This is a genomic window from Clostridiales bacterium, from assembly GCA_015243575.1.
GTDB lineage: Bacteria > Bacillota > Clostridia > Peptostreptococcales > Anaerovoracaceae > Anoxybacterium > Anoxybacterium hadale.
The window spans coordinates 3,147,142-3,164,255 of sequence record CP042469.1; the positions used below are offsets into that span (position 1 = coordinate 3,147,142).

Here is a 17,114-nt window from a genome sequence, read left to right on the forward strand (position 1 = left end):
TTGATTTGTTATTTTTACTTCTCCGGCACTCGAAGTACATCGCCGGGGTGGATGAGGGCGAAGCGGCTCTTGTTGTTCAGCCGTTCCAGCTCAGCCATAGTGCAGTTCAGCTTACGGGATATGCTCCAGAAGCTGTCGCCCTTTTGTACGGTGTAGGTGGTGTACCGCAGATTTTTCGGCACGTCCGCTGTCACACCGTACTGGTCAAAGGTATAGGTCGCTCCATCGATGTCCTGCTTGCCGGTGAGGGGCTTGCCATCCTTGAAGTACATCCATTTGCCGGAATCGTTCATTGTCCAGCCCTGCGCCGTGTCACTGGAAATCGCCAGCTCCACAAAGCGGCGCAGCACAGCAGACACCTCGGCTCTTGTGGCTGTACCCTGCGGATCAAAGAGATTGCCATTTTTGCCGCTGATGACCCCTGCCATCTGCATCTGCTTCACGGCTTCCTTGGCGTAAGTACTAATCTTGCTGTTATCGGCAAAAGTGTTTTCCACATGGACTTTCGGCAAGGTATAGCCAATAGCTTTGGCATAGTTGCTCATAATGACCGCCATCTGCTCACGGGTGATGGACTGATCCGGGGCAAACTTTCCATTTCCAATCCCGCTTACTATGCTGTTTTTGCTTGCCCACTCAATATAGCCCATATAGTAGGCATCACCCTTCACATCACTGAAGCTGCTCTTTGCGTAGCCGCTCACATCGGCGTTTGCAAGCCTCCCCAGCGCCGTGACGAACATTCCTCTTGTCATGGCGGTGTTCGGGCTGAACTTGGTTTCAGAAGTTCCGCTGAACAATCCACGGCTTGCCACAAACTCAATATCTCCCTTTGCCCAATGACCTGCAATGTCCTTAAATGCGGTATTGGTCTGCTTATAGCCGATGCCGTAAGTGGAAAAATGATTAGTGCTGAAACGCAGTACCTGTTCCACACTGTCATAGACCGAGTTTACCAGCCAATGCACCTTGCCCTTGCTGTCCACATACACAGCCTGCACATTTCCAGCCTTTTCATTTGCACCGAGGGTATATGGAATGGTTACCGATACGCTGCCTGCGCCGAAGCTGCTGACCGCCTTGCCATTGCCGTAGTTTACCTTGAGGTCGAATACCGGGCGGTTGCCAATGGCTTTTTTCGCATCTCCGATCAACTTGCCGCTATCCATGCGGGTGGCGGTGATATTCACATCCGACTTTGCTTGCTTGTTTATTTCCTGCACAGCCGCCAAATCTATGCCGACTCTGATGTCGGGATTGTCTACCACAATGATGATGCTCACGATTTTCTTCGCAATGATGGTATCCTGCACGGCCTTTGGCAGATTGACCGTAACATTGGAGTCGGTGTTGTTGCCGGTGTCCACACGGAGAACCACCGTGATTCCGTTTTGCTCCGTGCCGTTTTTCTTGGCCTCGGCCAATGCCTTGTTAAAGGCATCGGTCACAGTTTTGTCAGTGATGTTTACGGTAATGTTACCCTTCTTATCTACTGTGCCGGGAACCTTGATTTCCCCTTGTGTAGGAGAATTGGGCTTGTCGGCTGCTGGAGGAGTTATGATGATGGGACTGCTGTCTGAGGAGCTTCCTCCACCGCCACCACCGTTATAGCTCCAGCTTGCCGTAACCGTCAGATCAGCGGTCACGTTATCAAAGGATTTATCCCAGCCGGTAAGGGTATAGCCACTGCGGTAGACAGTAGGAGCCGTTGCCGCTCCGCCCTCCGCGATGGTCTGTGACAGCTCGCCCCCTCCTGTGCGGCTGCCACCGTTCAAGTTAAAGGTGACAGTATAGGTCTGCTCCGCAACGGTAAGGGTACCGTTCGTGCGAGTTGTAATGGTGTAATTACCCGTTGCCGTGCCGCCTGTGAGTGTAATGGGATAGCTGCCCACCGTATTGCCGTCAAAGGTCGGGCAAGCCAGGACAGGTTGGGTGCTTAAAGCATCCGCCTTGGTTTCCCCGGGAGCTAGATTGCCTACAGTATAGGTAAGCTCCGGCAGGCTGCCGCCCTTAGTGACCGTCTTATTATCGGTAACAAGGGTGATTTCCCGTTTTGCGATGGTAAAGTTGAATATCTCGCTACCTGCATAATCGGGGTTACTCTCCGGCACAGAAATGGTCAACTTATATGCGCCTGCGTTTGTGGGCGCGGTGCTGTTTCTGTAGCCTGCGCTATCCGTGGATTCATACAGCCATTCCAGTTGATTCACCGGAACAGAGCCGCCTGTAACGGTCGCTGTGCCACTGGGCGCATAGGATGCGCCGTCATAGGCCTTATTGGCGGTCGTGATGCCGCCAATGATAACGGCTTGTTTTGCCGTAACAGATACCTTGCGGCTGACGGTGGAGCTGTCCGGCAGGGTCAGCCAAGCAGGTGGCGTTATGTAGCTGATGGTGCCTGTAAAGGTCTGCTCGGTGCCTACAGCCGTTCTATCCAGCGCTTCGCCGCCGTTCCAATCGACAGTATAGGCAACGCTTTGGCCTTCTACCATGATGGAACCGCTTGCAGGTAGGATGGCGCTTCCTAATTCAGCGGCTGTAGCGGAGCTGTCGCTGCTTATGACCACCAACGTGTCGCTGAAGGTGGGGGTCACTGCCGTGACCGGCGTAACGGTAACAGTTAGACTCGCAGTCACGCCGTTGGGCTCAATATTGCTGTTGCCTGTGAGCGTACCGACCACCACATATATAGCAGTCTTGGCATTGTAGGCAGAGACAGTCGACCATGTAATTGGCAGCACTGCCGTACCGCCATCGGTGCTGACGTTCACACTTGAAGGCAGACCTGCCGCATCCACAACAGCCTGTGCAGTTGTGGCGGTGCGCATTTCATAGGCGGTTTTGTTTGCGTTGTCCACAGTCGTGGTGATCTCTGACACCTTAGCCTGTTCAATAGTAAAATTGACCGTGACCGGAGCAAGGGAAAGCTCGTAGTTTCCACCCGCACTTAAATTGCCGAGGGAAATGGCATAGGTCCCCACGTTTTCCCCTGCTGCACGACTGAGCTTGCCAGTGAAAGCCCCCGGAGTCAAGCCAGCGCCATTTGCAAAGGTCAATATTGGGTCAATCTCGCCATGTTTTTTGCTCTGACCGGGGTAGGGCATGATGGTGATCGTTTTTTTTGCAATGGTGTAGGTTATGTTTCTTGTACCGTAAAAGCTGCCGATGCCGGTGATGGTGAGCGTCACCGTTCCGGCGTTTGTGCCGTCGCTTGCGCTCTCGTCTGCTACCGCAACAGTATAATCCGTGTTCTTGGTCAGCGTTTCGCCGTCAAAGGTGACGGTCAGGGTTGGGATTTGCTTACTGCCGTTGTAAGTGAGGCCGTCTGTTGCTCCCACCGTGGCATACTGGATATCCCGCGCTGTCAGATACAGCCCGCCGTCTCCATGCTGCGGGCCACCGACGCCCTTTAGGGTCGGCAGCTTGTTTTCCGTAAACTGCCAGATATCCCCGTCCCACGCGGCATCCGCCCAATAGGTGGGGTTTGCCCAGAAGTCGCCGCCAAAGAGGGTCTGTGAGGTCATGTCCGCGCCGTCCTTTGCACTTAGACCCTTATTTGCCCATGTGCCGGGAATACGGCTGAACGCATAGTTGTTTAAGAGAGAGCCGGAAGTGTTTTTGCCCACCACGCGCCCGAAATTGTATGCGCCTGCGTTGATGGAAGGGTTCAGCGCCACACAATTCTTCACGGTGCCGCTGCTGAGAACACCTGCCACGCCTCCGATATACCCCTCCGAATCCGTTCCCAGAACGCTGCCGGTACTATAGCAATTTTGCACGCTGCCGCTGCTAACCTCTCCCGCAACGCCACCGACATAGAGAACGCCTTTGATATTGCCGGTGCTATAGCAATCTTGCACAGTAGCTACCCCAACTTCTCCCACAATGCCGCCGACATTGAACCTTCCGGAAACGCTGCTGCCGCTATAGCATCGCCGCACCGTAGTAGCATTGTGTTCGAGATACCCCATTATTCCGCCAACATAGTCACCGCTGCCGGTTACACTACCGGTACTGTAGCAGTTTTGCACCGTACCGCTGGAGATGCGCCCTACTGTTCCTCCGACATTATCCGCTCCGGAGATGCTGCCGACAACGGCACAGTTCTCTACTGTCGCACCCCATGCATATCCGGCTACGCCGCCGACACGGGCTTTTCCGATGACGCTTGCGTCGATGATTCTGATATTCTGCACCTTGCTATCGATGTAGAGATAGCCGAATAAACCGATGTTATCAGCCGCCGGACGGTTGATAGTCAGCCCGGTAATGGTTTTGTTGTTGCCATCAAAGATGCCCTTGAATTGCTTTGCAGAGGCGCCAATGGGCATCCAGCCCTCCCCACTTGCATAGCTGGAAAGGTCAAGGTCTTTTTCCAGCCTGTAATACCTTCCTGGATCCGCATAAGGTGAGGTTCCCTCATTCACCAGTTGGGCCAGTTTGGCAAGGTCCGCGGCGGTTTTGATGAGGTAGGGATCGCCCTCGCTGGTACCCGCGCCCTCAAAGACGCTTGCGCCCGCCGGAAGCAAGTGCTCCGGCATAGAGGCATTCTGCCCTGCGATGCCTTTGAGGATGGGCAACTTGCCGGGTGCTATTTCCCATACGGTGGTATTCCAATCTGCTGTGAAGCCGCTTGCCGTCGTCCAAAAGCTCGCCGCATTGATGTCTTCTGCGGTTTTGGGAGCGCCGTTATGATCTGTAAGCGTGCCGTCGGATACCGTGCTTCCATTGACCGTCATACCGATAAAGGCGATGTTGCCCGAAAGAGTACTGCCGTCAAAAAGTTTTGCCACGCGATGCACACTGCTAGAGGTACCGGAAACTGATGGATTAAGCGCGGCGCAGTTTTGCAAGGTGGAAGAGTAAACAACTCCCACCACACCACCAATACCGCCATTATCGTCGACGCCGTCGACGCTGCCGATGCTATAACAGTTTTTTACCGTGCCAAAGTTGATTCTCCCGATTACGCCGCCGCTCCCATTTGAGCTCGTGCTTGTCAGGCTTACCGCGCTGTAGCAGTTTTGCGCGGTGGAACCGTAAACAAATCCCACCACACCACCGATATAGTCTGCACCGCTCATAATGCCGCTTACGAAACAGCCTTGCACCATGCCCCCCTCATACACAGATCCTGTCACACCCCCGACGCTTTGACGGCCTTTGATGCTTACATTTTGCAGTGCTAGATTCTTTGCCGTGCCGCGGCTAATGCTTCCAAACAATCCAACATGAGATTGCCCGCTTTGGTTGATATACAGCTCTGTAATGGTTTTACCGTTACCATCAAAAACACCCTTGAATGGTTGTGTGTATGTGTTGCCAATGGACGTCCAACCCTTGCCGTCGTCATAATCTTTACCATAGGCAGAAAGATCGAGATCGTTCATCAGCTTATAGTGTGCGGCGTTATAGCTTGCGTTCCCCGCGTTTACAAGCTCTGCCAGCTTGGCAAGCTGGGTGGGGGTGGTAATTTGGTAGGCGGTATCGGAGCTCAAACCGTCGCCGCCCGAAAAGGGGCTTGTGTCGTCCAACAGATGCAGGGGCATATCTACCGCCGCGCCAAAGCCGGGCAGCTTGCCTTTTTCATATGTCCACGCCGTGTCATTGCCAAACAGGGCTTCAAAGAAGCCTGCGGCACTGATGGCGGCGGCGGTTTTAGGCTCACCGTCCTCCTGATCCGTGCCCTCAACAAGGGATTTAGCGCTGCCGTTCTTCGTCACCTTCATGCCGGAAAAGGCGATGTTGCCGGAGAGGGGGCCGCCGTCCACATATCCCGCCACGCGCCCCAAACCGCCTGTGCCGCTTACCGAGGGGTTCAGTGCCGCGCAGTTTTTCACAATGCCGTAAACAGTCCCCGCCACGCCGCTGACAAAGTCGCCTGTGCCGCTGACCGCGCCGGTGCTGTAGCAGTTTTCTACCGTGCTGCCGCCGACAGCAGAGCCAACCACGCCGCCGACACTGCCTATGCCGCTGACCGAGCCGGTGCTGTAGCAGTTTTCTACACTGCCCTTAACATACCCCGCCACACCGCCGACACTGTCTATACCGCTAACCGAGCCGGTGCTGTAGCAGTATTGCACACTGGCGCCGCCGTAAACAGTCCCCGCCACGCCGCCTACATAGTCGCCGCCTTCAATCTCGGTATTCACCACGCCGAGGTTTTTCACTGTGCCGCCTGCGCCGATAACCCCGAACAGCCCCTGATCCTCACTGTCGGTGCGGTCGATGGTCAGGTTGGTAATTGTTTTGCCGCCGCCGTCGAAGCTGCCCTTAAATTGGGTGGTTTCAGTTCCGATAGGCACCCAGCCCTCGCCTTTTGTGTAAGCCGAGAGGTCAATGTCGTTCATCAGCTTCAGACTGACCCTTGCGCCCGCATTGTTGAACAAAAACAACTCCAGCCCATTTTCTCGCGCATTCACCAGCGTGGCAATTTCCGCAAGCTGCGCTGCCGTGGTAATTTCCAGCGGACTGTCTGCCATGCGCGCCATCATTCTGCCGGCTGACTGCGGGATATACACCGTGATGCGCGGATATTCCACATCGTCTGCAGCGCGATAGCCATCACCCAAGACAGCGGTGAACACATACAAGCCCTTATCCGGGGATTCCGCATCATAGTCGTGGTCTGCCTCCCAAGTCACCGGGATGTCCGCCGTTTCGTCCTCGACCGTACCGCTTACGGTTTCCGGGAATTCCGGTGCGCTGGTGTTTTGCCAGCGAACATTATCGCACAACTCGTCAAAAGCCGTAACTGTGCCTATAATGGCAACCGCGCCAACGGTCACGGTGATTGCTGGGACTTCCACGCCGCTGGCAAGGGTAAGTCCCTCCGGCAGATCGGGAGTGAAAATATATGTACCCGCTGCTTCACCGTCGTATTCCGGTGATGAATTCCATGTGACAGGCATGGGGACGGTGATTTCCTTCGCACTGTCCACGGTTTTCTCCGTGGGTTCGGTTTCAAAGCTGTCCTTGGTTATTTCCGTGTCGGAGGGGGATGCGATTTCATCTCCCTCGCTGTCGCCGATTTCGGCTTCCTCTGTTTCTTCAACGTCAATCGCTGACCCACTTACCGCATCAGCACTGTCCGGTTTCGTATCAGCTTCTCCGGAATCCAGCACCGGTTCTTCCTCCAAAGCCGCAAGCGCTAACGTTGCCGTCAGGGTATCGGGCAGTTTCAACTTTGATTCGGATGTGCCCAGCGGCACGCTTTGCGCCACAATGTCGGCGTCCAGCGCCCCAAACACGATAATCTCACCGCTTGCGCCAACGGGGAGTGTGCCTGATTCAGCCAACGCTGAGACAGGCGTCATACCCACAACCATGATAACGGATAGCATCATAGCTATGAGCTTTTGAATTGGTTTCCTTTTGCTCATACCATTTCCTCCATTTCTTATCCTAAAAAACCGTGTCCAGCAAAGAGCAGAATCGCTTATCTGCTTCATGAAAATTCAAAGCGTTCTACATATGCACTTGAATTTTGATTTGACCAGTGCTAATATAATTTAAGTAACCTTATTTACAAAACCAATTTAGTTACTTAGATTATTTTACTGTACTTTTCTTAAAAAATCAAGAGGAGAAGATGCATGGAGGATAAAAAAACAGATAAGCGAAAAGCGCAGGGTGCTAAAACCAAACGGAAGCTGGTTGAAATTGCGGATAGGCTGTTTAGGGAGCGCAGCTATTCTGATGTCAGCGTTGAGGACATCACCAATGAAGCTGGAATTACCAAGGGTGCCTTTTATGTGCATTTCCCATCCAAGGATGCGCTGATTGCTTTGCTGATTGCGGAGCACGCCGCTCGCACGGATACGGATTACAAAGCTTTTTTAGAAAAGATTCCCCTTGATATGCCCGCTTCGGCAACGCTGCTGGCTTTAACCGAAAAAATAGCCGATGTGCTGGCGGACGATATCAGCTGTGATAATATTAAAAAAATCTATCAAATTCTGTTGGCGGGAACCGTGGATACCGAATCCGTGAAAAGTGATAGCAGAGCGCTGTATCTGCTGTTTCACGGCATATTGGAGCAGGGAATCCGGAAGGGAGAGTTTCAAAGCTCTTTGCCTGTTGAGGTGCTGTCCCGGCACTTTATAATGGCGATTCGAGGTATTTGCATTGGTTGGTGTATCCGGTATCTGGACGTTGATTTAAAGGCGCAGGCTCTGGAATACTGCGGAATGCTGATTCAGGGACTGCTAAAAGAATAGCAACCTGCACATTTACGGTTTTCTTTATGTGTACACTGCATCGCTGCATGCTCTCTTGAATTGCGGCCTGACAAATGCTATAATAAATTATATAAACCAGATTCACTGAACAAATTTATTAACCTTGAGTATAGCATTTTGAAAAATTCAAGAGGACCAAGAGGAGAAGAACCATGAGACAGAAAAAACCGGATAAAAGAAAGATGCAGGGAGCTGAAACTAAGAAAAAACTCTATGAAATTGCGGAAAGGTTGTTTGCGGAACACAACTTTTCTGATGTTATGGTAGAAGATATCACTGATGAAGCCGGAATTACAAAAGGGGCATTTTATGTGCATTTTGAATCCAAGGATGCATTGATTGCTCTGCTGATTGCGGACCACACCTCCCGCGCCGATACGAATTATAAAGCCTTTTTGGAAACGCTGCCCCCTGATATGCCCGCCCCCAACGTGCTTTTGGCCTTGACGGAACGGATAACCGAGGTGCTTGCGGGAACAATTGGCTGCGATAATATGAAGAAAGTGTATCAGATGCTACTGGAAGGAACCGTGGATACCGAAGCGGTGAAGAGCTATGGCCGTGAGCTGTATGTGTTGTTTCATGGAATACTGGAAAGAGGTATTCGTAAGGGAGAGCTCAAAAGCACAATGCCTGCTGAGGCGCTGGCGCGGCATTTTGTTGCAGCGTTTCGAGGAATCAGTTATGAGTGGTGCATCCGCTATCCCGACTTTGATTTGAAAGAACAGGCCGTTGAGCACATCCGGCTACTGTTAGAGGGGATACATTCTCCCACAAACAACAACGCCTAACCCTATTGAACCTGTACCGAAAGTAAATTATATATTGAAGAGAGCGCCCGCAGAGACATGCGGGCGCTCTCTTGCAGTTATTTTGCTTTCCTTGCGCCGCTTTCGTCCACTTCGTAACTGTCCACTTTGGTGCTGACCGCCAGAGAACCATCGGCATAGAAGTAGTACCATTTGCTGTCGATCTGGAGCCACTTGCCGAAAACCATCAAGCCGTCCTTGGTGAAGTAGTACCGTTTGTTGCTGATGTCCAGCCAGCCTACAGTGGCTTCGTTTCCAGAGTAATACCTCCAGTTTTCGCCGTCCTTCACCCAGCCGGTTTTCAGTGTGCCATCTGTGTTGAAGAAGTATTTTGCACCGTCGATGGTCTGTGTACCGGTGAAGGCTTTGCCGTCCTTGTAGTAGAGGTACTGTCCAGCGTCGTTCAGTGCCCAGCCCTGAGCGGTGGTGGGGTCGATGGTCAGTTTGACATAGCGGTGCAGCATGGAGGAAACCTCCGCACGGGTGGCGCTGGTTTTGGGATTGAACTTATTGTCCGTACCGCCCATCATGATACCCGCCTGCTGCATGGCCGTCACCGCCGTCTTGTAGATGCTGCCGATGCTGGATGCGTCCGCATAGGTGGTTGCTTCACGGGTGACAGGCAGCTTGTAGCCAGTGGCTTTGGCATAATTTGCGAAGATAACTGCGATTTCCTCACGGGTGATCGCCCGGTCAGGTGCAAACTGCTTGTTTCCGATGCCCTGCACAACGCCGTTCTTATATGCCCATTCAATGTAGGGACGAAAGGCGCTGTCGGCTTTTACGTCGGTAAAGCTGTTTGTGGTGTATGCTTTTACATCCACGCCTGCCAGTCTGCCGAGAGCCGTTACCAGCATTCCCCGTGTAATGGCGGTGTCAGGTGCAAAAGTAGTTTTTGATGTACCGGAGAGAAGTCCTCTGCCGACTACATAATCAATGGCTTCTTTTCCCCAATGGGTTCCGATGTCGGTAAACTTGGCGCTTGGAGCCGTATAGCCCACACCGTACACCGAGAAGTGACCGGTAGGGATCAGCAGGCTCCTGCTGTTTGCGTCATATGCGGAACCGGGGATGCGCTGCGCTTTGCCTTTTGCGTCCACATACACACCGAACAGGTAGCCGACAGCTTCATTCTTACCCGGTGTATAAGGGATGGAGAGGGTTGCTAATCCGCTGCCGAGGCTGGTGATGGTCTGTGTTTTTCCGTTTTTATCAACGTAGCTGATGGTGACGCTGTATACCGGCCTGTTTCCGAGAAGGGCTTTTGCCTCTTTGGAGAGCCCCGTCGCCGGGGCGATGGTGATGCTGATATTGCCGCTGCTCTGTTTCTGGATTTCCTTTAGGGCATTCAGGTCAAGGCCGAGGGAAATCGGCGCCCCATCCAGCTCAAGCCGGGATACTCCTGCATTCACAAGGCTGTTCAGAGAATTTTGTGTCAGCGTTACCGTCAGGGAAGTCGCACCCTTTGGCATGGTGACATTCAGCCCCACGGAAATACCGTTTGCAGTTTTGCCCTGTGCCTTTGCGTCAGCTTGCGCCTTTGCGATAGCGTCGGTGATAGCTTTTTCGGGGATGGTTGCGCCGGCTGTGCCATTTGTTCCCGTTGTTGCTGTGACAGGAGCCGTCGCCGTCACCGGTTGGTCGGGCTTCTTTTCTGGTATAATGGTTGCAGGAATATCCGGTGTATAAGAACCGCCATCACCGCCACCGCCGCCGGAACCGCCGGTAAAAGCTGTCAGGGTAATGCTCTGGCTCTCTGATGCCAGCAACGTGCCATTTGCTTTGATACGCACCAGATAAGTGCCGGGGGCAAGGCTCGTATTGCCGCTGGCAGGAGTCCATGTGCTGTCAGCTTCGGATCGGTATTCATGATTCGTTGTCATGGGGATGCTGCCGTTCCCGCCTATGGTGCTTGGCTGGGTTGCTGTCAGAACAGGGGTATCCGCCTTTGTGACGGCTATTTCCTGTGCAGAAGAATCAGCGGTAGTCGTGTCATTCCCTTTCTTTACCACTTCGATGGTGCAGGCGGAAAGGCTCGTAAGGGAAATCCCTGTGCTGTCCGTAATGTCTATCCATGACCCGGCGTCAATCCGATACTTCATACCGTCAGTCACATTGGACAGTGTGCCGGTATTCCCTCCGGTGGCGGTAAAGATTGCAGCTGGAGTGGCTTCCTCGTCAGGCACATAAGCTGTGAGAGTAATGCTCTGGCTCTCTGATACCAGCAACGTGCCATTTGCTTTGATACGCACCAGATAAGTGCCGGGGGCAAGGCTCGTATTGCCGCTGGCAGGAGTCCATGTGCTGTCAGCTTCGGATCGGTATTCATGATTCGTTGTCATGGGGATGCTGCCGTTCCCGCCTATGGTGCTTGGCTGGGTTGCTGTCAGAGCAGGGGTATCCGCCTTTGTGACGGCTACTTCCTGTGCAGGAGAGTCAGCGGTAGTCGTACCATTCCCTTTCTTTACCACTTCGATGGTGCAGGCGGAAAGGTTCGTAAGGGAAATGACTGTACTGTCCGTAATGTCTATCCATGCCCCGGTATCTATCCGATACTTCATGCCATTAGCCACACCGGATAGTATGCCGGTATCCGCTCCGGTGGAGGTAAAGACCGCAGCTGGAGTGGCTTCCTCGTCAGGCACATAAGCTTTGAGTGAAATACTCTGATTGTCTGATGCCAGCGCCGTACCGTCTGCTTTGATACGAACCAGATAAGTGCCGGGGGCAAGGGTCGTATTGCCGCTGGCAGGAGTCCATGTGCTGTCAGCTTGGGATTGGTATTCATGGTTCGTTGTCATGGGGATGCTGCCGTTCCCGCCTATGGTGCTTGGCTGGGTTGCTGTCAGAGCAGGGGTATCCGCCTTTGTGACGGTTATTTCCTGTGCAGAAGAATCAACGGTAGTCGTGTCATTCCCTTTCCTTACCACTTCGATGGTGCAGGCGGAAAGGTTCGTAAGGGAAATGACTGTACTGTCCGTAATGTCTATCCATGCCCCGGTATCTATCCGATACTTCATGCCATTAGCCACATCGGACAGCATGCCGATATCGGCTCCGGTGGCGGTAAAGATTGCAGTAGGGCTGGCCTCCGCCGGGAGTACCCACTGTGCGCTTAAACTTGTGACGGTATGTGGAACAGCCGCACCCGAAACGTAGGTTGCGGTACTATAATCGTCTTTCCAGCCAGAAAACAGCTTGCCAGCGGGCGCAGTCAGTCCCTCACTGCCCGGTGCGGTAAAACTGTTTCCTGTATAGACGATGTGAATGTCATCTGTGCTACCCTTCAGCTTCCCGCCGTTTAACTTCAAGGTGACGGTTTTCAGTCCGCCAGAGTCCAGCGTGCCAGGGCTCAGAATTTCAAGGGCGGGGCGGAACCCGTAGTACGAGTAGACGAGCGATGCGGAAGGGTAACCCCAGTGGCGGGACGAGCTGTACCCGCGAAGCGCACGGCGCGACGCACCAGCGGAAGGTGTATCCTGCCCCCAAGAAAAAATCCCACTCCAATTGTTTATGTAATCAATGTCTTTGTTCAAAATCTGATCCCATTCGTTGGTCTCGGGCGTTCCTCTCCCAGCATCGCCGGAGCCTGTGTAAATGCTTCCCTCCGACAACGAGCGCAGTGTATAGGCAACACCGCCCGAAGTGTAGTTTTTTCCAAAGATAAGGTTATTGGCATGAAGATTATTCCATGAAACTGTATGGGTTATATTATAGTCCGCCACAAACAGGCTGCGGTCTGAGGGCGTAGCATTGGCGGACGCAGTTATATTACCGCTGGAACTTGCGTCTAAGGAATAGGCATTCACCGTACCCGCATAGGTAAAGGGCACCCATTTCAGGCCGCTGTCCGGCAGGTCAGTGTTCTTCGTACCCGGAATGTTTTCTCCCGACAGATCAAAGTAATAGGTTCCGCCGGGGGTAAGGGTGAATTGCTCTGTTGCCGCATCAAACGTCCCTCTTGCAAGTAGGGCATTCAGCAGTATGCTGTCAGTCCCCACCGCCACTGTGATGGCAGGTAACTCAACCCCATCCGCCACAGTATAGCCACTTGGGAGTATCGAGGTAAAGGTATAGGTGTCCGCTGTATCAGCGTCATAGTTCGGCGAGGAACCCCATGTGACAGGCAGGGGGACGGTGATTTCCGTCACGCTGTCCACGGTTTTCTCCGTGGGTTCGGCTTCAAAGTAACCCCCATCTTCTTGTGCATCGGAGGGGGAGGCAATTTGGGCCTCTGCTCCAGCTTCGGTATCACCTATTTCATCCATACCAATCGCTGATCCGCTTACCGTATCAGCGCTGCCTGAATTCTCATCCGGTTCCCCTGAATCCAGTACCGGTTCTTCCGTAGAAGCCGCAAGCCGTATGGTCGCTGTCAGGGAATCCGGCAGCTCCAAATCCGCTTCGGATGTGCCAAGGGGAACGCTCTGCTCCGCAATCTCTGATTTCAGTGCTTCAAAGGCAATAATCTCGCCGCTTGAACCATCAGAAAGCATACCTGTATCCGCCGATGCTGGCACAGGTGTCATTCCCACAACCATGATTGCAGACAGCAGCATGGCTGTGATTTTGTGAAACGCTTTTCTTCTGCTCATACTATTTCCTCCATTTCGTACTACAAAAACTTCTATTGAATCTACAACTGCTCCCGCACACTTCGCCAAGCAAAATTTCAAGAACTGTGACCGTTTTGGCTCGACTGCTTGAATTTGAGACTGGCGAATGCTATACTAAAAGCGAAATAACCTAAATTAGTGAACCGAGTTACTTACTTAGATTATTATACTTTACTTTTTAAGAAAATTCAATAGAGGAGAGGAAACATGAGAGAGAAAAAGCCTGATAAAAGAAAAGTGCAAGGAGCAGAAACGAAAAAGAAGCTGTACGAGATTGCGAAAAAGCTGTTTTCAGAGCGCAACTTCTCTGACGTAAATGTGGAGGACATCACGGATGAAGCCGGTATCACCAAGGGGGCCTTTTATGTCCACTTCGAGTCTAAGGATGCGCTGATTGCCAGTTTAATTGCAGACTACGTAGCCAGCGCTGATATGGATTACAAAACCTTTGTGGAAGCACTGCCCAATGAGATGCCAGCCTCAGAGGTGATCCTTGCCCTGACCCAAAAGATAGCCGATGAACTTGTGGATACCATCGGCTACGAGAATATGAAAAAAATCTATCAGATGCTACTGACGGGAACCGTGGACACCGAAGCGGTCAGCTATGGCAGGGAGCTTTATTTGCTGTTTTACAGCATATTGGACAAGGGCATCCGGCGCGGTGAGATCACATCTTCATTGCCGCCCGAGGCCCTTTCCCGGCATTTTGTGATGGCGATAAGGGGCGTTAGTTATGAATGGTGCGTCCGATCTCCGGATTTTGATTTGAAAGAGCAAGCGATAGAGCATACCCGGCTGCTGATAGAGGGAATGAAAGCCCCTTGCTCATAATTGAATCCCCCATTTAACTTCCTTTTCGCTATTTCTATCCGTTCATCTGAGTAGTTCAAGGGGGCTCCAAAATGGACTCCGCCCCCGTCCACTGTAAAAAAGGAGATTGAATAGGCGGGAACAAAAGAGGGCGATTTAGTTTGTCAAATATTCTTTGAGGATTCCTATCCTTTGACAGAATAGCAACTTGAACAGGGGTGCAAAAAACAGACCGTATTGGCCTGTCATAACAATCAGAGCACCCTATTTCATCTTCGGGTACTATTTCAGATGGACTTGGTTTCTGCTCTGTTTTTGTCTTTTCAGAGAGTGTATCGAATGTGATGTGTTTTACAGCGTAGCCTTTTGACTGTTTTTCTTCGTCAGGTGTATTTATATCATCTCTGTGTTCTTTTTCAGAGGTATTATCATAATCAGATGCCGGGGGCTGCACCACAAAAAGCAAAGTATAAAGGTTTGAGCTTTGCCCACGGTTTTTATCCCGGAAACGGGCAGCTTTTTCAAGGTAGCCTGCGTCCACAAGCTCTTTTAATGCACGTTTCACGGTGGATACGGAGATGTGAAGTTGCTCGGCCATGGTTGGAATCGCCGGAAAACAGGTTAGGTCTTTATTGGAACGATCAATCAAATAAATCAGCACGGAAAGCGCACGGCTTTTCAGACTGCTGGCATATGCCTGCTTTTTCAGTTCAGCTTGCTTTGTCATAATCAAAGTCCTCCTTACGCCGGAGCATTACGCTCCGGCGATATATTTTGTCAGCATGGTTTTATATGTTTTGGCATTGCTCATACCGTCTGTAAGTTCAGGCTGGTACTCTAAAAACAATACTTTATGAAAATCATTTTGCAAAAAGGCCGCATAGTCCCCCTTTACCTTTTCATGGGTAAAAGGGCATAGCACATAGGCGTCCATGGTTTCCAGCCTTTTCATCAAAAGCATGGAATGGGGAAGCTCATAGGGCTTTGTACCGCAGACCGCCAGCAGCAGATCGACGGTCTGTACTGTTTCATTCAGGCTTGTCATAAAGCCAATATCGTGAACAATGAAGTTTGCAGACTCTTTGATGGGAGAATTGCTGTAATACACACTATCCAGCCGCCAGCCGTCACCAGCCTGCTCCATATCATAATCAGCCGCCATGCCGGTTAAAATGCCGCTGTCATTTTCCTCTATATAACAAACAGAAGCCCCCACAGCGGCAAGCCATGAGGACAGACCGATTGCCGTGGTGGTTGCTCCCATTCTCGGCTGTGAGGAAATCACGGCGATATGGATATTTTCACAGTCAAACCGATACCTTTTACAACCTTCCACTTTTTTTACTCGTTCCTTGGGCTGGTAGCGCGTCATTCCCTGCTCGCTCAGACACTCGGCTATTTCACGCTGGATAGCGGCAATCTCCGTATCGCAGACGATATTGCCCACGCCGCTGTTCAAAAGTGATTGAAATAGGCTGCTGTCCTGTCTTAACCCCTCACAAATCACCGTAATGCGTGAACTATACATGGTCAGAAATTCTTCGATGGCTTCGGCAAATTCCTCATCGCTGTCCCCAAAGGCAATGCGATCCAAAACCACCTCGGAAAAATGGGAGAAGTTGCGCATATCGTAGATGATAAACTGCTTGAGAACAAAATTACCCACCATTTTCTTGATGGGCAGTTCACTGTCATTGTCATAAAGCCCTGTGAAGTCCAGCAAGTTGGTGTGCTGTGTAGATGAAAGATATAAAATCATGTCGTTTCCCTCCTGTTAGTTTCCTATCGCCCAAAAAGGACCGCCTGCGGCAGCGCCTTTCCGGGCCTCATTCATAATCAGCGACAGCTCCCATTCCTGCTGGCTGCGTTTGTGGCTGGCAGGGTCGGCTACAAGGATTTTTCCCTCGCTGGTAACACCGCGCAGGACAATAAAATGGCCGCCGGTCGTAAAATGTCCTTTGCTCATAATGGCAACCACCAGCTTGCCGCTTGATAAGGCATCCACAATATCCTGTGCGGATAAATCCCCCTTGCAGGATAATCCATATCCTTCAGCCGCAGCCGGTATCAAACTGTGATAAGAACCGTTCCCCTCACAGCGGTGTCCGTTTTTCACAGACCAAGTGGAAAGTTCTATGGGATCGTGTGCCTTGCCGGTCAGGGTGGATATGACAATGGACATGGCGGTGGGGCCGCAGCCCGCCTCCCCGATGGTACTGGACTGTCCGTACATGACATTCGCCCAGCGTTCATCAAGTTGGTTGTAGTAGACAACCTCCATGCCCCCATCCGTAAACACCACGCCGTCATAGTTCTGTCCGCTCCCATCAATGTAATCCTGCTCATAAATGCCAAGAGTCTGATTGTATCCGTAATTGATCTGTAAATCTTTCATGGCGTCCAATTCATCACCCATTGCCCACTCTGCGAATATGGATAACGGGCTGGTCAGGATATAGAGAATCAGGGAAATCAGCAAAAGCAGGGCAATGATTGGCGCTAAAATAATACAGAGCAGGCGCTTTCGCGCCTGCTCTTCGGTTACGGCCTGTGCCGCCAGTTGTGCCAGTATTTTGGCGGTAATCGGATCTACTGCCATGGAACACCTCCTATGGTTCTGTGGATAAAGTGGGATT

At 51.9% G+C, this 17,114-nt stretch carries 8 protein-coding genes; 3 read left to right on the forward strand and 5 right to left on the reverse strand.

All coding sequences use genetic code 11. The annotated features are described in order from the left end of the window. Positions 1–14: 14 nt before the first annotated feature. Positions 15–7,451: a LysM peptidoglycan-binding domain-containing protein gene (locus FRZ06_14065; GenBank protein QOX64387.1), complete on the reverse strand. Its 7,437-nt coding sequence runs from the start codon at positions 7,449–7,451 to the stop codon at positions 15–17. 144 nt (positions 7,452–7,595) lie between these two features. Here FRZ06_14065 and FRZ06_14070 point away from each other — a divergent pair, with 144 nt between their 5' ends. Further along, entirely contained in the window at positions 7,596–8,219 is a 624-nt protein-coding gene (locus tag FRZ06_14070; protein QOX64388.1) for a TetR/AcrR family transcriptional regulator, read from the forward strand. 173 nt (positions 8,220–8,392) lie between these two features. Further along, positions 8,393–9,031: a TetR/AcrR family transcriptional regulator gene (locus FRZ06_14075; GenBank protein ID QOX64389.1), complete on the forward strand. Its 639-nt coding sequence runs from the start codon at positions 8,393–8,395 to the stop codon at positions 9,029–9,031. 77 nt (positions 9,032–9,108) lie between these two features. Here FRZ06_14075 and FRZ06_14080 read toward each other — a convergent pair whose 3' ends face one another. Then, positions 9,109–13,644: a hypothetical protein gene (locus FRZ06_14080; GenBank protein QOX64390.1), complete on the reverse strand. Its 4,536-nt coding sequence runs from the start codon at positions 13,642–13,644 to the stop codon at positions 9,109–9,111. A 228-nt stretch (positions 13,645–13,872) separates the two neighbouring features. On the opposite strand from FRZ06_14080, the gene FRZ06_14085 reads away from it, so the two are divergent. Then, positions 13,873–14,499, forward strand: coding sequence for a TetR/AcrR family transcriptional regulator (locus FRZ06_14085; protein QOX64391.1), 627 nt, complete (start codon positions 13,873–13,875; stop codon positions 14,497–14,499). 55 nt (positions 14,500–14,554) lie between these two features. On the opposite strand, the gene FRZ06_14090 is transcribed toward FRZ06_14085, so the two are convergent. The 3 genes from FRZ06_14090 to FRZ06_14100 are packed head-to-tail and all read right to left on the reverse strand — an operon-like array spanning position 14,555 to position 17,077. After that, positions 14,555–15,205 (reverse strand): helix-turn-helix domain-containing protein, encoded by a 651-nt coding sequence (locus tag FRZ06_14090; GenBank protein ID QOX65943.1) that lies wholly within the window; start codon positions 15,203–15,205, stop codon positions 14,555–14,557. 27 nt (positions 15,206–15,232) lie between these two features. Further along, positions 15,233–16,237, reverse strand: a complete 1,005-nt coding sequence (locus tag FRZ06_14095) for a hypothetical protein (GenBank protein QOX64392.1) — start codon at positions 16,235–16,237, stop codon at positions 15,233–15,235. 15 nt (positions 16,238–16,252) lie between these two features. Further along, complete coding sequence (locus tag FRZ06_14100; GenBank protein QOX64393.1) at positions 16,253–17,077, reverse strand: murein hydrolase; 825 nt, start codon at positions 17,075–17,077, stop codon at positions 16,253–16,255. Positions 17,078–17,114: the final 37 nt, after the last annotated feature.